The organism is Methanobrevibacter thaueri (assembly GCF_015062915.1).
Classification (GTDB): domain Archaea; phylum Methanobacteriota; class Methanobacteria; order Methanobacteriales; family Methanobacteriaceae; genus Methanocatella; species Methanocatella thaueri_B.
On record NZ_SUTJ01000003.1, the window covers coordinates 186,566 to 205,468 of the forward strand.

Genomic DNA, 18,903 nt, shown 5'->3' on the forward strand with positions numbered 1-18,903 from the left:
ATGGAAAGAAGCATTGATGAGTTAATTGAATTATTAAATGATAAAGATGACTTTGTAGTGGAAGATGCAGTTGGAGAATTGGAATTAAGAGCTGATGAAGCACTTGACCCATTAATTGATGCATTATCTCACAGAAAAAAACAAATCAGATTAAATGCAGCAACCCTTTTAGGAGCAATCAATGACCCTAAAGCAATTCCTGCTTTAATTGAAACATTAAAAGACAACAATAAATTAGTTAGAAGAGAAGCATCCACCGCATTATCCCGTATGGGCGAACCTGCTGTAGATCCTTTAATTGATATCTTAGGTGATGAAGACTGGAAAGTTAGGGGAGCAGCTGCATGGGCGCTTGGAAACCTCGGTGATGAGAAAGCTATTCCTGCACTTGAAAAATTGCTTGATGATGAAAGCGGTTTTGTAAAACAAGGTGCACAAAGCGCTATAAACTCAATTAATAAATAATTAATTTTATTTATTATTTCCTTTTTTTATATTTTTATAAACTTCTCTAAATTTCCTCTTTTTTAATTAACAAGGCTATTGTAGTCTAAATTACTTATTGTCATTTATTTTATACATCTACCTGTTTTTCTATTAAAAGAATATTTAAATAGATATTATAACATAAATTGAATTTTATTGATGTATATGGGGATTAATATAAACAAAAAAATATTGATAGCATTGGTGTTGATGGTATTTATTTCAATGAATGCTGCCTCTGCGGGACTTTTTGACATTGCTAGCGATGCCATAGAATCAACAGAAAACAATGACACAACTTTGGTTGTTGGATTTAATCCAATATTTCCGCCTTTTGAATATCTCACAGACAATGGGTCATATGCCGGTTTTGACTTGGATTTAGCAAAAGAAGTTTGTGCAAGGAATAATTGGACATTTGAACCTAAACCTGTTATTGACTGGAACAGTAAAGACTTTGAAATTAATTTAGAAGAAATATACTGTATATGGAGTAGCTTTACAATAGACGGTCGTGAAGACAAGTACACATTCTCAGAACCTTACTTCAACAACACATAGGTTGTCGTGGTGGATTCCAATTCAGACATCAAGACTCTTGATGACTTAAAAGGTAAAACCGTTGAAGTACAGGAGGGAAGTTCCGTAATCGAGGGGCTTAACAACAATACAACCCTTAAAAATTCATTAAAGGATATTGTGGAAGTTAGGGACATCACAATAGTGTTCATGGATTTGAAATCAGGAGTATGTGATGCAATACTTGTGGACAGGGAAATAGCAAACTATAACATTATTATTTATTGTCTCATTAATTCCGTATTTAACAATATTTGTTGCGGAAAATCAGTTTTCACTGCTTGCACAGGTTTTATATGGTATTGACTTTATTTTGATTAACATAATTCATTTCTTCATGGCAAGGACTTTAACATTATTGTGTAAGAATTCTCCGGCTTCTTTAAGCCGGGAGATGAATTGCACTTTTAAGAGTGTTGTTGAATTTTTAGAATTTTTTTGCAAAATAAAAAAATATACTGTATTACTTTCCAAATGCTCTTAGATAAACTCTATTTATTATAAATGTATATAAGTTGTTATTAAGAAAAGAAAACATTTTTTTGAAATTAATCAAAAAAATTAATGAGATCTTTGTCTAAAAAAAAGAATAAAGTGTGGGGAGCATATTATGGTTGATAAAACTTTTATTTTGACCGATAAGATTGAGTTTGTCCCTGATGAGGATTTAGAAGGGGAATTGAATTTCAATTTACGGGCAGCCGGTTACGTATTCAACAAAACATTAGAATACAGCATTTACCGTGAAAACCTAGTCAAAGAATTTGGAATAGGTAAAACATGTAAAATCAACCGTAATTACACACAAAAAATCGTTAAAAATCTAAAAAAACAAAAACCATTCCTGAAAAAAGCAGAATCCACATGTATACAGGCATCCACCGACCGCTTAATAAAAGCATATGATGGATACTACGATGGAAGAACTGGACACCCTAAATTCAAGTCCCTTAAAAAAAATCCAGTAAAATCCATCACACTCAGAAACAACGAATATAAAACTAAAAACGGAATAAAAGCCTCAATAAGGTGGGAAGATAACAAATTACGCTTAAACAAACTCGGATACATTGAAGTCAAACATAAACGAGACATTGATGGCAAAATCAAAGAAGCCACAATCCTAAAAGAAAACGGAAAATGGTTCGTCTGCATAGTCTACGAACTAGAAAAAATACAACCCCTGGAAACATTTTCCGGCCCTTCTTTATATGTAGGCATAGATTTGGGATTAACAGACTTCCTAACATTTTCCAACGGAAAAGTCATACACAAACCCGATTTAAAAAAAATAAACCGTAGAATACAATATTACCAACAAAAACTAGCACGCCAAAAAGAAGGTGGATCCAACTGGAAAAAAACACTAAAAAAACTCCACAAATGGATAAACAAGAAAAACAATGTCGTCAACGACTATTATCATAAAATATCCTACAATATTGTAAAACACTGCGAATTCATAGCAATGGAAACCTTGAATATTAGAGGAATGGTCCGTCAAGGTAGTTTAAGCAGAAGCATTCATGAAATAGGCTGGGGAAAACTCATTGAAATGATACGATACAAAGCAGAATGGTACGGACGTAAATTTGTACAAATCGATCAATGGTTCTCTTCCAGTAAAAAATGTAATGTCTGTGGTGAAATAAATCATGGCTTAGGTCGTGATGAAAGAGAATGGGAATGCCCACACTGCCACAGCATACTTCAAAGAGATGTTAACGCTGCAAAAAATATTTTAGACGAAGCTCTACGCGCCACTGGTTCAATGGTGCTATGCTTAGTAGATTTCATACCAATTGGTCAAGGCAAATTCGAATATTATTACGAATGGAAAGGCCTTGACAAAACAATAGGTATGGCCTAAGAATCTCCAGCTTCTACAAGCTGGAGAGGTTCAACACTATAGTTTCATCAATCATTTCGATTAAAATCTTATTTATCGGATTTTTTAAGGACAGTGGATGTTCCTTTTGATAGTTGATGCCCAATGGAAGAACCCTGAAACTGGACATGCACTGGTCTGTTGACCTTAAAGCGAAGTATGCCTTATAATCACCATCTATAATGTTCACCATCAATCCGACATCATCTGTCTTGTTATGTGCAGCTATTCCCTCTTCAGCATAAACTCTGAATTTTTTAACGCTTTCAGCTGTAATCAATGCATATTCCACCAGATATTCCAGTTCATCGTCATCTAAATCATAATCATCATATTCAATGATTTCACTGCATTCATCATCGGGAATGAACAGGTTTGAAGCGCAGTAACCTAAGGAAATGTATATTCCATCATGATCCAGCGCTTTTGAGATGATGTCAAAATATAAATTGTCCAGTGGCTGTGACTTATACAGGTTGCCTAAAATTTCGGGAACGGTATGTGTCATGCCGCCGTCTTCAATAACAGTACAGTAAAAATGCTCTTCACCAAGATAACCTGCAGTGGCTGCTTTTTCTATTGTTTTTTTAATGTCAAGATTGTTTGCATCTTCTATTTTTTGAGCAATCCTCAAAGCATCATCGTCACTAATCATTTTACCATTTCCATGTTACTCTTCAATATATCTGAAAATCTCTTCAATACTGTCTGTGGCTTTAAAAAGCTCTTCCTGTTTGTATAGAAATCCCTTTTCACCCATCTCATCAATCATTTCAATCATCTTGTCAAAGAAATGGACAATGTTATAAACAATTATCTTTTTATCGTGTTGTTTTAGTTTCTTAAGTGTGATTATCTCAAAAAACTCATCCAATGTGCCGATTCCACCAGGGGATATTATAAATGCGTCTGAATTTTCTAAAAATTTGTTTTTTCTCTCATCCATTGAATCAACATAAATGAACTCACTGCACTCTTCACATAACGGCTCAAAATTACCAATCCATTCTGGAGCTATTCCTAATGTTTTCCCGTTATTGTCATGAACGCCTCTTGCACAGGCACCCATCATTCCAGTATCTCCTCCACCGAAAACAAGGGTATGGTTGTGTTCAGCTATTTTACAACCTAGTTCATAGGCAGCATCGGTGTAAATTTCATCTATTTTCCGGCTTCCGGATCCATATAAGCAAATGTTCATATAATCACTCTAAATATCAGGGGTTTGCTCAGCTAGGCACAAATGACATATTGCGTTGACATTATCCTTTTGATTGTCCTTAACCGGACAGAAGAACTCGCCGTTTTTCTCTTCAACAAACAGACTTCCTGGAAATTCACTTCCAACAGGATGTATTGGCTCTTCCAGGATGAATGTGGTGTACAATGCTGTGATGACATAAATCAATGGGAACTTGTCATCATCGGCATTTCCCAATCTTTCCTTTTCAAAAGTCTGCTCAAGCATTGGAAATGAGGTGTCAAAGGATTCCTTGTCAACTGCCACGTTGTCGTAATCCTCGAATTCCTTGACTTCCTTCATGCGCATAATGAAATACTTGATGTAGACTGACAGGTATTTTTCACGGTAATTCTTTTGAACAAACTCTCCATCCTTTCTCATTCGCGCTGTAGCCAACATTAAATCTTGAACTGATATGATGCGCGCATATTTTTTAAGAATCTCCATTATTTCATCTTTTGTGATTTCATTATTCCCGGATAACTCTTTTAGTTCAATCAATATGTCTTCGGCTTCCATGGTTTTATTATAAAATTTTTTAAATAAATACTTTAATAAAAAAATATTTAAAAAATGCAACTCAATAAGAATATAGTAAGGTGAATTGATATGGCTGATAATTTCATAGAGATTTCAAAGGAAGACATTGAAAGTATTCAAAATGCTTTAAAAGTTAATTCTGACTATAAATTGAACAACACTAAATTCGACACCAGCACATTTGAAAAAGGAAAAGACATTGTATTGACCCAATATGTTGCAAATGTGGAAAATGAATTGGTTTTCAATACAAAAGAGGAAAACGGCAAGTATTATATTTCAGATACATTTGGCCTGTTCATTGACAACATCATAAACGGCAATGAATCCCGTGACGTTTTCCAGTCAGTCAGCGGCTATTTCTATGATGTCATTGAAAATGAAAGTGAAGATTTTGAGGATGATAAGGAAGAACTGATTACCTTTTTACTTTTAACCGAAGAATATGATGAGGAGGACCTTAAAATCAGTTTGGATCCAGCAAAGATTCGTGAAGACTACAAGAAGGATTATGACATGATTTATTCCGACGAGTCAATGAATCGGGTTCAAAAAAGCCTTGCCCTCAAGGAACTGGTTCACATGTCAATTTGCCAAGTCGTCAATGACATTGACTTGTTCTTCACAAGGCCGTCCAATCTGACTCCTGAGGAAAATGCCGAGAAAAACCGTCAGGAACAAAAGGCATTGGAGAATGAAATGCAATTAAGTTAAATATTTAAACTAATATTAACTTAATATTTATTATAAAATTTTTTCACTGATTATATGATTACTATTACCAAAAACGAAGAAGTTGTACTGAATCAAATAGAAATCTATGCCAGGGAATATCCTGATGGTGTTCCATTGAATATCTTAAGAAAGGAACTTGGATTTCATGAGTATGACCTTGTTCAGATTCTCGAAGAGCTTCAAGACAAGGATCTTGTTGTTTTTAAAGACAATAAGGCCAGTTTATCAGATAGTGAAAAGGAGCTTAACACTGTTAATTCAAAAAAGGACCTTGAAGAGATGGAATTGAATCAGAAGGAAATCGATACATACAAACTGATTCAGGAACTGGTTGATGAAAATGACCTTATTTCAAAGTATACCTTGGAGGGTCATTTATTGTATGGGGATTTGGAGCTCAGCAATTTCAGAATGTATCACATTATTTTGTCCCTGCAGAATAAGGGGCTTTTGAAGTCCATAGTTAAGGATGACGGCGAGTATTATCTTCTTGTCGAATAATATACATTTTCATTTTTTTTAATAAATGAGTAATATTATTTACTAAATTCATCATAACATTTAAATAATTAAAAAATCATATTTATAAGTAATAATTGAGATTGATGTGTGTATTTATGATGAGAATAAGTATGTCATTACCAAAAAAATTATTAGCAGATTTTGATGAAGTTTTAAAGGAAAGAGGATACCAATCTCGTTCAAAAGGAATTCGTGATGCACTTCAAGATTATATCGTAAGATACCAATGGATGAATTCCATGGAAGGCCAAAGAATTGGTATTGTAACTATCATTTATGACCACCACTACACAGGAGTAATGGAAAATCTGGCAGAAATTCAACACAGTTTCAGAAACGAAATCAATACAAGTATGCACATTCACATGACAGACAAGTACTGTATGGAAATTGTTGTTGTCAATGGGGACATTGCAGAAATCCGTGAATTGACCGAAAGGATAATGAGACTTAAAGGTGTTGAACACGTGAAATTGACAAGTACTGCTAACGGAGAAGAATTTAAGGAACCTGGTCACTCACATGACCATACTCACCACCATCATTAAATTCTTTCTTTCTATTTTTTTATACAATGAAATTCAAAACCACTCCATATCATCATGATTTATTAAAGGACACAGACCGTTTGGCCGTCTTTTTTGAAGCAATTGATGAATATGATTCCAATACTGACTTGGCATTTGATTTGGGATGCGGTAGTGGAATACTATCCTATTTTTTAAGCTCAAAATTCGATGAGATAATCTCCCTTGAAATCAACAGGGGATCATATAGATGCGCAAAGGAGAATTTAAAGGATTTTAAAAACATTAAAGTAATCAACAGTGATGTTTTGGATTATGATTTCATAAGAAAAGCCGATTTGATAGTTTGTGAAATGCTCGACACCGCACTGGTTGACGAGGAAGAGGTTCCGGTTTTAAACTATGCCAAGAGATTTCTAAAAGATGGGGGCAAGATAATTCCACAGGGTGTAATCAATTCAGTCGAGCTTGTAAATATGGAAAGGCATTACATTCACTGGGATGAAGATGTTAACTATGAGGTTTTCTCCGATGAGGTGATTTACTCTGAAATAAACTTCCTTGATGATATATCCCCGGAATTCCAGGCTGAAATAAAACTTAAAGCAATTAAAAACGGCACAGTCAACGGCTTGAAAATCACTACCTATACAAGGCTTAACGACAACATTATCGCCGGGCCAATGCCAATGTTGAACCCTCCGTTGCTGATACCATTGGATGAAAGGGAAATCAGAGAAAATGACTTTATAGATGTTGAACTAAAATATATTATGGGAAATGGGATTGAAAGTATTGAAACAAAATACTTATAGGAGAAAATTATGTCTTTTGAATCTCAATTGGAAAACTTCTTGAATGATTGTAAAAAATTAATCGTGTTGGGCGTGGGCAATGAGCTTAAAAGCGATGATGGCGTTGGACCATTCATCATAAGCAAACTAAAGCAGGAAAACATGGAAAACGATAGTCTGCTTTTTATAGATGCGCAGACAGTTCCCGAAAACTTCACAGGAAAAATCAGAAAGGAAAACCCAACTCATTTAATCATTGTCGATGCATGCCTGATGGACTCCAATCCGGGAGATATGCGAATTGTGGATAAGGAGGATTTTGCTGACATTGGAATTTCAACACATTCCATGTCACTGTCATTCTTTGTAAAATTCCTTGAAAAGGATAGTGATTTAAAAATAATCTTTGTGGGAATAGAGCCGAAAACAATGGAATGGGCAAATGCTCCAACACCAAAGGTTCAGGAAGCCGCAAATAACTTTATTAAAACATTAAAAGGGATTATATTATGAAAATTTTATTTATTGGATCAAGATTATATGATGATATTGACTGGTATGTTAAAAGCAAAGGCGTAGAAAGTGTCTTGACAGAATCAAACGAGGAAGCAATCAACTTGGACTTACCTGACCAGGTATTCATCGTTCCCCGTGGAATGGATGGGCCTAAACAGGTAGCATTAATGCAGAATGTCGATGCAATAGTGCCTTTGATTGGAATAGACCCTCCACTCATTGACGTTGCCCGCATGAAGGAGGAAGTGGAAGAGGAGTACGGAATTCCAGTCATTGCCGCTGGAGTCCGTGCGGTTGAGTTGACCTCCAACAAAATCAATACAAAAGAGTTTTACGGCCAAATCGGTGTCACAACACCAAATTATCAAATACTCAACAGTCCAGATGAGTTGACTTTGGAGTTTCCGGTTGTTCTAAAGCAGGGTGAAGGCCAAGGCGGAAAGGACATTATGGTTGCCAAATCAATGGAAGACGTTGAGGAATACTTTAAGGATTTCGACCAGGCATTATGTGAGGAATTCATAGAAGGATCTGAGATTTCAATTGAAGTGCTGGGTTTCAACGGTGAATATGTTGCACTGCCACCAATCTATAAGGGAGAAACAACCCTTGAAGGAACTCATCCATTGAACAAGACAAAAACAGGTCCATGCATGGTTGAAGGCCTCGACAATAATCTCGTTCAGCATACCGCTTACAAGGTGGCTAAGAATTTGGATTCTGACGGTATTTTTGAAATGGATTTCATGTATTCCGCTAAAAAAGACCAGTTATATGCTATTGAGGTTAACACAAGACCTAACGGTACAAGATACTTGACAACAGCTACTTGCGGTGTCAATTCATTATGCGAACTCGTTGATATGGCTATTGGCGAATTTTCACTTTCCAGCATTTCAGACAAATTAAAATATTTTTACTCAACAGAAATCCCAATTGGAAATTATGAGGGGCCTGCTCCAAATGAGCCTGTAAAATCATTTGACTATAATGATTTTGTTATACATGGTCCGGCAGGTTATCAAAGAGTCACCGCAAGAGCCGAAACTAAAAAAGAGCTTGAAGAGTTAATTGATAAATTAACATAAATCTGTATTATAAGTTATAATTATATACTATTATCAATATATATCTTAATAATCTAAAAGATTTATTGTGTGGTATAATGAATAATACAGAGATGTTAATTCTTTTTTTAATAACATTATGTGCTACAATATTCTTCACATGGTATGTTAAAAGAATATTGTTACAAGCAAGGATTGCAGACAATCCTATAGTCAGCGAACATAGACATAAGAGTGGTACTCCTACAATGGGCGGTATTGCATTCTTATTTACAATTTCCCTAGTCATAGCGTTATATTATCAAAACACTCCAATTCTTATGGTGTCATTCATAATGCTTGCAGGAGGAATTGTTGGTATGGTTGATGACCTAATCGGCCTTAAGGTTAAGGAAATTCAAAAGATTGTGGTAAACACTTCCGATGAAACAATCACTTTAGGAAGATTGGATGTTGAACCGGGCGAGGAAGTTCGTGTTGCAACCCCTAAGGCAAAAGCGGAAGTTGACGATTTGCTTAAGGCAGGCAAGGTTGAGGTTATAGGAGAAGTTCCAATCAAGACAGAACCTGAAGAATTGGAAAAAATAATCTGTCAAATAGTTTTAGGAGTATTTTTAGGATTAACAGGAGCAGTAACCACATTGGGTGGATTCACATTAGGATGGTTAGCTATTCCAGTTGTGGTCATAGCAATTCTCGGATGTATTAATTCAGTAAATCTTATAGATGGTATGGACGGTCTGGCAGCAGGTATTGTTGGAATTGCATCAATTGCATGCTGTGCATATGGTTACTTATTCGGACCGGCAACAATTATGCCACCATTTGCAATATTGGCTGCATTATGTTTAGGATTTTTAGTTTTCAACAAGTATCCAGCTTCAATATTTATGGGAGACACAGGATCATTTGTACTTGGAACAGGTTATGCCGCTGCAGTGCTTGTATGTGACATACCATACTTCGGTGTTCTTGCATTGGGTGTTCCAATCCTATCAGTTGTAGTTAGCCTATTGCACAGGGCACATATCATTAAATTACCAGTGGAACCTCTACATCACACATTAAATCATTATGGAATGTCAGAAGTTAAAATTGTGCTTACTTATTGGGGAACTACTGTATTATTATGCTTAATCGGAATACTTGCTAAGATGTATGTATTCTAAATTCTTTTCTTTTTTTGGTGATAATAATGGATATAAAAAATTTGGCTAATTCGATTAATGGAAAACTTGTAGGAAACGATGATTTCTTCTCCATTGACGGTTTTACAGGAAAAATTACATTTTTAAATGATGCTCATACAGGAGACATTGTAATACGTGAAGTCATTGACCCAGTGGGTGTTGAAATGGCATTCAACAAGAATATTGCATGTCTAATCACACCAAACCCTAAGGACGGAGCTATTGAAGCTGCTGAAAGATTGAATTTCCCATTGATAATAATTGACGATATGGAAACCGCAAGGGAATATGTGTCAAAGCTTGCGGAAGAGGAAAATTCAAAACAAAAAACAGGCTTGGTCAAGAAGGTCGGTGAAAAAATCATAGGTGCTGAAGAATCTCTTTCCATTGGAGGAATTACCGAAAGGATTACCTCATTAGGAGGCGGTTCAAATGATGGTGAAAATTCCTATGTGGAGAAATTAACAGACATTCACGATTTGGCAGACAAGGTTGAAGGAAAACTTGTAGGAAATGATGATTTCTTCTCCATAGACGGCTTTACCGGAAAATTCACTTTCCTAAATCATGCTCATACAGGAGACATTGTTGTAAGGCACTGGATTAATGGTGCAGGTGTTGAAATGGCGTTCAACAAAAATATTGCATGTCTCATTACACAAACCCCTAAGGACGGGGCAGAGGAAGTTGCTGAAAGACTTAACTTCCCATTGATTGTAACTGATAAAATCGAGCTTGCAAACGCATATGCTCTTTCACATACAATAAGAAAATACTCTCCAAACTCAACAAATGTTGTAATAACAGGAACCAATGGAAAATCCACCACTTCACATTTAATATATCATATACTGGATAATGCAGGATATCACGTGCTTACAAACACTGACAGTGAATCAGAATTCAACACACTTATAGACCCTATGGTTTCAAAACTGATTTCAGATGAGGTAATTGAAAACGGCGAGCTTGACTATCTTGTAATTGAAGTGTCTGAAGTTCAGGGCTGGCTGGATAAGCTAATGAAAAACCATGCAGCACTGATGAGTGAAGCAATCAAGCCTAAAGTCGGTGTCATAACCAATATTGCCATGGACCATATCGGTCTAGTCAACTCAATAGATGACGTGTTTGATGAAATCAAGGCGGTTCCAAAGGCAATCGGCGAAGGAACAACAGTCCTTAACCATGATGATGAGATGGTGATGAAACTTGATGCTCAAAATCCGTTTTACACTTCAATGCAACCGTTGGATGAGGACAATGCAGTCTATTTCGATGGTGAAAGCATAATATATAATGATGATGAGGTTTTATCCATTGATGAATTGCCGTTCAAGGGAGGTCATTTCATACAGAATATCCTCTCAGCTATTGGAGCATGCATTTCCCTTGATATTGACATGGATAAAATAATTGATGGAGTCAAAACTTATAAAGCTTTGAATAGGAGATTTGCCAAATTGAATGATGAGCCATTGATTTATGATGATTTCGCACATAACCCTGATGGGATCAAGGCAACAATTTCAGAAACCCTTAAACTGCTTCCGGAAAACCAAAAACTCCATGTTGCATGTGCAATAAGAGGTTCAAGAGGAGTTGAAATCAACCAATTGAATGTTGATGCACTAGTTGAGTCAATGAGTGATAGGATTGAACTGTACCTCTCCTCAAGTAATGATGTTGTCAATGAATTGAACTATGTTGAAGAGGAGGAAAGGGAAGTCTTCTTCAATACTTTGAACAGGAACAATATCGATTACACTCATTTCGACAATCTAAAGGACTGTTTGAATGAGGTTTACAATAATGCGGATAACAAAGACATTATCCTGTTAATCGGTGCTCAAGGGATGGACCCTGCAGAGTCAATTTTAAAGGAGATAATATAAAATTTAAATATCATATTCATTTAATATAATAAATGTATATATTCTATACTACGAGGAAATAAACATGTTTATAAAGATTAGAAGAGACACATTAATAATTTTACTATTAGCGTTTATTTTAATTCTTTGTGGTCGTTTAATCACATATGTAGCATATGCTTCCTCTGATGATATTAATGATGGTATTCCTATTTCTGGAGTAATTATTAAAGGTAATGACATTGTTCCGGTAGATACCATCAGATATAATGTTATGCAAGCTGGTTTCAGGGACGGAAGTGTAATTTATGACGATGTTTTAAAGACTTCTAAAAGAGAGGTCTCGCTGCAGGATGCGATACAGACGGCGCAGGAATTTGCAACACGGTCAACAGTACCAGGTACATCTGTTCAACCGATTACTGCCGCTGATGTTCAAGTAGATAAGAATACAGGTGTAGTTACAGTAACTGTTATTGAGGACTTTTCATCTGTAGAATTGGATAACAAAACTAAAGGGGCGAGCGGATGAAGTTTAAGAAGTTTCATGCACTGATTGTTTTTCTGGTAATATTCTTGATGACAATGAGCAGCGTAGCTGCTACCTGTAACATCATTGTCATTACCGACCCGAGCGGTAACGATCCAAACGGTGCGGCTGCAGGAAGTATGTCCTTTGCAGAAAACATGTTCCAGTCAACATTCCTGATGTCTAAGAACAATCACTTTGCCGTGCTCTCAGGGGGTACCGGTAGTTCAGACACTAGGCTGGATTCCATTGTTGATGCTGTGGCAAACCTTGAAAACAATGCATCTGCAGCTTCTGCGGCTTCCATTGCATCCCAGTACAAGGGTGCTCGTCTTGTAGTTGGAGGTCCTAACATTGGTGCTGCAATCGGAGGATCTTTCAACGCTTATGTAATTACTGTTGATGATGCAAGCAACGACATCAAGGTCACTCCTTACAGCAGTGGTGTGGCTACCTTGCAGCCTGGTCAGAAAGGAGCTATTATTCACTTGAGAAACACTGCAGGTAACCCATTATACGGTACAGCTGACACTGTAAGAAAAGAGACCGCAATGAATATTGGTAAAATGATTAGGGACGGATATTCCGCTACCACAATTCTTTCAGAAGCAATGGGAGAAGTTGCTCATGATTCCGGTGAAAAATACGGTGGTGGTGGAGTCAACTTGATTTCAGGAATATCCACCGATGACATGTTCACACCTACAGACATGAACCAAACGGGTTATCCAATGGATGAGGAATATTCAAAGGTCTGTGATGACTGTGGTTGGGCTATGGGTTATCCGGCTGCAGAAAGTCATGACAGATGCCCTGTCTGCGGGTCTGAATTGAGAATCGTTTATGCTTATGAGGCATTGGGTTCAGCTTTAACAGTCAGTTCCAATGCGGTTAGTGTTTCAGTATATGGAACAGATAAGCCTGGTGTGGCATCAACCACACAAGAAATAGTGGAAGCGTCTGTTGCTAAATACGGTTATGATGCATCAGCTATTGCTGGTTCAATCAACAGAGGTATTAACAACGGTCTTCTAATGGGTGTCGACCATGTGGAACCTAAGGACTTGAACGTAAAGCAAGGTTCCAAAGCGGTTGGTGTTTATTACAATGCGCTTCCTGGTGACAGATCTGCTCCTGCATGGGATTTACCTATTGACGGTAACATTTTAAATATTCTAGGCAGTATTCAAACCGCAGTGGGTATCATCTTGATATTGCTTGTTGTATTTAGAAGCAGACTGTTAAAATCATTCCAGAATAGGTGATCATCACCTATATCTTTACTTTTTTATGTGATTATTATGGCATTAATTTTAATTAGAGGAGAAAACAATTCCAAATTGCTAAGTGCAATTTCAGACATAGAACAGCATGGCAGTTTGAATATAATATCCTCACCTAAAATCGTTGATCCTAATTTTGCAGACACTTTGGTTGAAGGCATTTTAAAGTCAGAGCTTAGAACCAAATCCAGTGCTGCCACAGCTTTTTTTGTAAAGGAAGATACCACATTAAGCATTATGCAGGTTAAAAAAATTCATCCTCCGGCACATGTCGTTGTTGTCAGTGATGAATATGATGCGTTTTCAAAATTAGAGTATGTATTAAATAATGCAGAGGATTTTGGACAATATCATCCTGCAAAAGCGATTAATGATGGTATGATTGATTATAAAATTAATAAAAAAGAAAGGCATATCAGAAATGATAAGTTAAATAGCTATATGAAATAGCTATTTTCTTTTGATTTTCATTATATTGCCTAATGTACGCTCTCCAGATGATGAGTTGATGAACTGGTTCAAATCGATGTTGTCAACCTTTTCAAGGAGTTTGATGTTAAGCGCTTTTTCCAGTTTTTTTGTTAGTTTGGTGTCTGGAGTCATTTTTCCGGTTTCAATCCTTGTGATTACTGAAACCCTTTCATTTATTTTTCGACCTAACTCTTCACGGGACCAGTCCTTTGATTCTCTTGCCTTTCTCACTTCAAAGCTGAAGTCCTCAACTAGCTCTTCGGTCGGTTCATCGTTTCTGGAATAGTTTCTTCTTCTAGTGTTGTTGGTTGTTTTTTTATTTTTATTTTGTTTTACATATTTAGGTTTTGGAGGCGCTTTTTGTATTGTTCCCAGTTTTGAGCACTCTTTGCAAACAACCATTACTGATCCTTCAATCTTTGCTCTAATTGGGTTGTTTTCAGGCACTGGTTTTCCACAAATTTCACATTCCATATTATTTGTCCCCCTCATTTTTCTAATTAATTATATATTAATAGTATTATATAATAATTGTTAGTATGAATTAAAATGAATACCTTTAAATACTTTAAAGTTACTAATTGTTATTAAAGTAACATGTTGTTAAAATTTAATACTAACTGGAGATGATTCACATGAATGATTTTGATGATTTGGAAAATTCTTCAAAAGAGCAATTGATAGAAAAAGTAGAATCTATGCAAGAAGAAATTGACTCTTTAAGGGAAGAAAAATCCAAAGCTAAAAGTAACTTAATGTGGAAAGTTAGGAAATTAGAAAAGGATAAAGTTCTAATCGAAAATGAAAAGATAAGATTAGAAAGAGAAGCTAAGTCTTTACGTTCAGAAGTAGACAGATTTAGGTCTCCACCATTAGTGCTCGCAACCATTACTGAAGTATTGGATGATCACAGAATGACCGTAAAAAGTAGCACCGGACCTAGTTTTCTAGTTAACTACTCAAAATTCTTAGATGAAAAATTATTGGTACCTGGTTCAAGAGTGGCATTGAATCAACAAACATTCGGAATTGTTGAAGTATTGCCATCAGAGAAAGACGCAAACGTTTCAGGAATGGAGATTGAAACAAAACCAGATATCACTTACGATAAAATCGGTGGTTTAGAAGAGCAAATCATCGAGGTTAAGGAAACCGTAGAGCTTCCATTGACAGAACCTGAACTGTTTGAAAAGGTAGGTATCGAACCTCCTAAAGGTATCCTGTTATATGGACCTCCGGGAACCGGTAAAACCCTGCTTGCAAAAGCGGTTGCAAACGAAACCAACGCTACATTCATCAAGATTGTCGCATCCGAATTCGTTAAGAAATACATCGGAGAAGGTGCAAGGCTTGTTCGTGAAGTGTTTGAACTCGCTAAGGAAAAAGCACCTGCAATCATATTCATTGATGAACTGGATGCTGTTGCAGCCAAAAGGCTTAAGAGTTCCACCAGCGGTGACAGGGAAGTTCAAAGGACTTTAATGCAATTGCTGGCAGAACTTGACGGATTCGAATCAAGAGGAGATATTGGAATCATTGGTGCAACCAACAGACCTGATATCCTGGACCCTGCACTTTTACGTCCGGGTCGTTTTGACAGATTCATAGAAGTGCCTCTTCCAAATATCGACGGAAGACGTGAAATTCTAAAAATCCACACCAGAAACATGTCACTGGATGAGGAGGCAGACGTTGACCTTCTTGCTGAATTGACAGATGATTTATCCGGTGCAGACCTTAAAGCAGTATGTACTGAAGCTGGTATGTTTGCAATTCGTGACAAACGTGACAAGATTACTGTCACTGACTTTATGGATGCCATAGAGAAAGTCATGAGCAAATCCAAAGAAGATGAAATCTTCAAATCAGAAGCAGGCGTAATGTTTGGATAAATTTAATTGAGAATAAGCCGATGATGAACCCTATGAGCTCTGATATGTGATGAATGATGGGCGAGCTGAGGCTTATTTCTATAATCTTTTTTTGTAAAACTATATTTAAAAGTAAATTCTAATAGTATAATTATGTTATTTGATAAAAATGATGAAAATGTCAGAGATAGGGTCATTTATAAGGCAAAACCCAATATGCTTTTAGGATGTAAGAAAGCCATTTACGGGATTGTTTTATTGGCAATAATACTGATGGTTTCCCCAATTGCAATCCGTTTCATAGGGGAAATGCAGGTCTATCTCATTTCATACGTTAAACTCTCTTTAACAAGATATGCTGCAATAGCATTCTTCGTCATCATTCTTATTGATGTGTTATATATCATATGGCAACTGATCGGTTGGTATTCTCTGGAATACACATTGACTGAGACAAAAATCATTATCAAGTCAGGGGTACTTTCAACCAAGAAGAATTACATGCCCTACGCTACAATTCAGGACATAAATACTTCCCAAAGCATTTTCGGAAAAATGATGAATGTGGGATCTGTCAGCCTTTTCAGTGCCTATGACAACAATCAGATGGAAATCAAAAACATTTCCAATCCTTCTGAAGTTGAGGAAATAATATTCTCAAGGATGGTTGGGCAAAGGAATTTCCAGGCTCCGCCACAAAGGTTCCCTCCTCAGCAAAACACCTTCGAAAGGGATTTTCGCGAGGACGATTATCTGGGAAGAAACGAGTATTATGACGAGTATGAACCAATCACTCCAATAACTCATGAAAACACTTCCCGTCCAAGAAGGGAATATGAATATTATCCTGAGGACTTTGACACTATCACTCCTCAGCACCATACCTATGAATATGAGCCATACAGTGACAGGTACAACAACCCATCAAACGGCCGTTCCCAAGATAACTATTATAATCAAATAAGGGATGAGTATTCTATGGGTGGTGATGATTACTATCATAATAACAATCCTCAAAGTCAGTATAATGAAGGTGTCGAAAAGCATCAGGAAATTGAACCGAATGATGTAGATGATGCTTCACAGGATGTCATCAGAAGACACTTTGACAAGTTCAAAAGATAATAATCATTTTTTTATAATAATTTAATTTTAATTTTAGGTGAATTGATGGAATTACTATGCATACAATCACAGGAACATCCGGAATTGCCTTTGGCTGAACTTAAAGCAGTCATGGAATGTGAAAACATTGAAGCAGAGATAGAAAGAGTCACTGAAGGGCTTGTCATACTAAAAGACATTTCCGATGAAAACCTTGATGAATATTATGGGATACTGGTCAAAAGACTGGGATACACCCATGAGGTTCACCAGATTCTTGCAAGGTCAGACATTGACAATCTTGATGAGGATGTCTCCAGCATCAATTGGGATGAATACATTGACGAAACATTTGCAGTAAGGGTTAAAAGATTCCATTCCCAAATAGATACCGTTGGAACAGAAAGGCATGTAGGCACATTGATTCTTGACAACTGCGGCAATATTAAAGTAAACCTTTCCAAACCAAAATCCCTTGTCAGGGTAGTCGCTTATGGAAATATTATTTATGTGGCCATTGAAAAAATAAAATTGGACAAAAAGCATTTTGAAGACAGCAAACCACATAAAAGGCCATTTTTCTATCCTGGATCCATGAACCCTAAGCTTGCCAGATGCATGGTTAACCTCTCAAGGGTCAAGGCGGGACAATTGCTATTGGATCCGTTTTGTGGAACAGGTGGAATACTGATTGAAGCCGGATTGATTGGATGCAAGGTGGCAGGCTCAGACATCTATTGGAAAATGAAAAATGGAACCGCAATAAATCTGGAGCATTATGGCATAACAGATTACAGGACATTCAATGTTGATGTTCGTGAGCTTAAGATGTATGAAAAGGTGGCAAGTGTGGTCACTGATCCTCCATATGGAATTTCAACTTCAACTGGTGATGTTGATGGTGAAGAAATTTTCAATGAATTCTTCCATTCAATATATGATAATATGAAGGATGATGCATACCTCTGTATGGCTTCTCCACACTACGTTGATTTAAAACCGATGGTGGATGAGGTTGGATTTGAAATTGTGGAGCAGTACGCAATTAAAATGCATAAAAGTTTAACTAGGATTATATCAGTAATACGTAAAAAGTTAAATTAAGGGATACATTTATATACTACTTAGTTAAATTTCCAATGTAAATCGATTTAAAACGATTAACTCTTTTTTATTTTATTTTTTTTTAAAAATTTATTTTTGTAATCTATTTTTTTTAAGTTCTAAAAATTTTAAATTGATTTCATAATATATTCTTTTTTTATTAATATAACTTATTAATAATATTTTTTTGAATTAAAATCCTTATGAAATTTATAATTGTAAAAATTTAATATTTTTTGCAATGTTTTTCAATTGATTTTGTTAATAAAATTTGTCTGCCTATTAGATGTGCTATGTGTTTTATGGCGATGACCTAAGTAACATTGTATGGAACAATTTTTACTATGATGGTTGCTTTCCGCATGTAGCTATACATTTGTGAGTACTTGAATTTTCTCAAGTATGATGTTGGTTTTGTAGTATGTGGTGAATTAGTTACAAACTAGTTTAGTGTAATACTCGTCTATATTTAGCGTACTTCATAATACTTTATACTTATTATGTCTGTTATGTGATTCAATTCTGTTTGATCCTGGCAGATGCTACTGCTATTGGGATTCGATTAAGCCATGCAAGTCGA

General features: G+C 36.1%; 22 protein-coding genes. 18 read left to right on the plus strand and 4 right to left on the minus strand.

Annotation, left to right across the window (positions count from 1 at the left end; translation table 11 throughout):
- From E7Z78_RS03480 to E7Z78_RS03490, 4 genes are all read left to right on the plus strand, one after another.
- Complete coding sequence (locus E7Z78_RS03480; RefSeq protein WP_303723796.1) at positions 1–465, plus strand: HEAT repeat domain-containing protein; 465 nt, start codon at positions 1–3, stop codon at positions 463–465.
- Positions 466–651: 186 nt separating this feature from the next.
- Positions 652–1,047, plus strand: coding sequence for a transporter substrate-binding domain-containing protein (locus tag E7Z78_RS09745; protein ID WP_394354855.1), 396 nt, complete (start codon positions 652–654; stop codon positions 1,045–1,047).
- 9 nt (positions 1,048–1,056) lie between these two features.
- Entirely contained in the window at positions 1,057–1,371 is a 315-nt protein-coding gene (locus E7Z78_RS09750) for a hypothetical protein (RefSeq protein WP_394354856.1), read from the plus strand.
- 304 nt (positions 1,372–1,675) lie between these two features.
- Positions 1,676–2,935 (plus strand): transposase, encoded by a 1,260-nt coding sequence (locus E7Z78_RS03490; protein ID WP_303723797.1) that lies wholly within the window; start codon positions 1,676–1,678, stop codon positions 2,933–2,935.
- A 13-nt stretch (positions 2,936–2,948) separates the two neighbouring features.
- Here the strand turns inward: E7Z78_RS03490 and E7Z78_RS03495 are convergent, their stop codons facing one another.
- From E7Z78_RS03495 to E7Z78_RS03505, 3 genes are read right to left on the minus strand one after another with little or no spacing between them, the layout of a single operon-like run.
- Positions 2,949–3,608 (minus strand): hypothetical protein, encoded by a 660-nt coding sequence (locus tag E7Z78_RS03495; RefSeq protein ID WP_303723798.1) that lies wholly within the window; start codon positions 3,606–3,608, stop codon positions 2,949–2,951.
- A 15-nt stretch (positions 3,609–3,623) separates the two neighbouring features.
- On the minus strand, positions 3,624–4,154 hold the full coding sequence (locus tag E7Z78_RS03500; protein WP_303723799.1) for a TIGR00730 family Rossman fold protein: 531 nt from the start codon (positions 4,152–4,154) through the stop codon (positions 3,624–3,626).
- A 9-nt stretch (positions 4,155–4,163) separates the two neighbouring features.
- The gene (locus E7Z78_RS03505; RefSeq protein WP_303723800.1) at positions 4,164–4,715 is read right to left on the minus strand and encodes a DUF2115 domain-containing protein; all 552 of its coding nucleotides are present in this window, start codon (positions 4,713–4,715) and stop codon (positions 4,164–4,166) included.
- A 90-nt stretch (positions 4,716–4,805) separates the two neighbouring features.
- On the opposite strand from E7Z78_RS03505, the gene E7Z78_RS03510 reads away from it, so the two are divergent.
- The 11 genes from E7Z78_RS03510 to E7Z78_RS03560 all read left to right on the plus strand — a co-directional run bounded on the left by E7Z78_RS03510 (position 4,806) and on the right by E7Z78_RS03560 (position 14,223).
- Positions 4,806–5,450, plus strand: a complete 645-nt coding sequence (locus E7Z78_RS03510; RefSeq protein ID WP_303723801.1) for a hypothetical protein — start codon at positions 4,806–4,808, stop codon at positions 5,448–5,450.
- A 54-nt stretch (positions 5,451–5,504) separates the two neighbouring features.
- On the plus strand, positions 5,505–5,972 hold the full coding sequence (locus E7Z78_RS03515; RefSeq protein WP_303723802.1) for a hypothetical protein: 468 nt from the start codon (positions 5,505–5,507) through the stop codon (positions 5,970–5,972).
- Positions 5,973–6,073: 101 nt separating this feature from the next.
- Positions 6,074–6,541: a nickel-responsive transcriptional regulator NikR gene (nikR, locus tag E7Z78_RS03520; RefSeq protein ID WP_303723803.1), complete on the plus strand. Its 468-nt coding sequence runs from the start codon at positions 6,074–6,076 to the stop codon at positions 6,539–6,541.
- Positions 6,542–6,567: 26 nt separating this feature from the next.
- Complete coding sequence (locus E7Z78_RS03525) at positions 6,568–7,335, plus strand: methyltransferase domain-containing protein (RefSeq protein ID WP_303723804.1); 768 nt, start codon at positions 6,568–6,570, stop codon at positions 7,333–7,335.
- A gap of 9 nt (positions 7,336–7,344) precedes the next feature.
- On the plus strand, positions 7,345–7,827 hold the full coding sequence (hycI, locus tag E7Z78_RS03530) for a hydrogenase maturation peptidase HycI (protein ID WP_303723805.1): 483 nt from the start codon (positions 7,345–7,347) through the stop codon (positions 7,825–7,827).
- Positions 7,824–8,918 (plus strand): acetyl-CoA carboxylase biotin carboxylase subunit family protein, encoded by a 1,095-nt coding sequence (locus E7Z78_RS03535; protein ID WP_303723806.1) that lies wholly within the window; start codon positions 7,824–7,826, stop codon positions 8,916–8,918. The genes hycI and E7Z78_RS03535 overlap by 4 nt, the downstream gene beginning before the upstream one ends.
- 65 nt (positions 8,919–8,983) lie before the next feature.
- Positions 8,984–10,066, plus strand: coding sequence for a glycosyltransferase family 4 protein (locus tag E7Z78_RS03540; protein WP_303723807.1), 1,083 nt, complete (start codon positions 8,984–8,986; stop codon positions 10,064–10,066).
- A gap of 491 nt (positions 10,067–10,557) precedes the next feature.
- Positions 10,558–11,982: a Mur ligase family protein gene (locus E7Z78_RS03545; protein WP_369693465.1), complete on the plus strand. Its 1,425-nt coding sequence runs from the start codon at positions 10,558–10,560 to the stop codon at positions 11,980–11,982.
- 64 nt (positions 11,983–12,046) lie between these two features.
- Entirely contained in the window at positions 12,047–12,493 is a 447-nt protein-coding gene (locus E7Z78_RS03550; RefSeq protein WP_303723809.1) for a hypothetical protein, read from the plus strand.
- A 44-nt stretch (positions 12,494–12,537) separates the two neighbouring features.
- Positions 12,538–13,755, plus strand: a complete 1,218-nt coding sequence (locus E7Z78_RS03555; RefSeq protein WP_303723818.1) for a hypothetical protein — start codon at positions 12,538–12,540, stop codon at positions 13,753–13,755.
- 36 nt (positions 13,756–13,791) lie between these two features.
- Positions 13,792–14,223, plus strand: coding sequence for a DUF356 domain-containing protein (locus E7Z78_RS03560; protein WP_303723810.1), 432 nt, complete (start codon positions 13,792–13,794; stop codon positions 14,221–14,223).
- Here the strand turns inward: E7Z78_RS03560 and E7Z78_RS03565 are convergent, their stop codons facing one another.
- Positions 14,224–14,718: a multiprotein bridging factor aMBF1 gene (locus tag E7Z78_RS03565; protein ID WP_303723811.1), complete on the minus strand. Its 495-nt coding sequence runs from the start codon at positions 14,716–14,718 to the stop codon at positions 14,224–14,226.
- A 224-nt stretch (positions 14,719–14,942) separates the two neighbouring features.
- On the opposite strand from E7Z78_RS03565, the gene E7Z78_RS03570 reads away from it, so the two are divergent.
- The 3 genes from E7Z78_RS03570 (at position 14,943) to E7Z78_RS03580 (ending at position 18,323) form a co-directional block, all read left to right on the plus strand.
- Complete coding sequence (locus E7Z78_RS03570) at positions 14,943–16,136, plus strand: proteasome-activating nucleotidase (protein WP_394354857.1); 1,194 nt, start codon at positions 14,943–14,945, stop codon at positions 16,134–16,136.
- Positions 16,137–16,268: 132 nt separating this feature from the next.
- Positions 16,269–17,240 carry a PH domain-containing protein gene (locus E7Z78_RS03575; protein WP_303723812.1) on the plus strand — a complete coding sequence of 324 codons (972 nt, stop codon included), beginning with the start codon at positions 16,269–16,271 and terminating at the stop codon, positions 17,238–17,240.
- A gap of 45 nt (positions 17,241–17,285) precedes the next feature.
- A complete protein-coding gene (locus tag E7Z78_RS03580; RefSeq protein WP_303723813.1) occupies positions 17,286–18,323 on the plus strand; it encodes a TIGR01177 family methyltransferase in 1,038 nt (345 codons plus the stop codon).
- Positions 18,324–18,903: the final 580 nt, after the last annotated feature.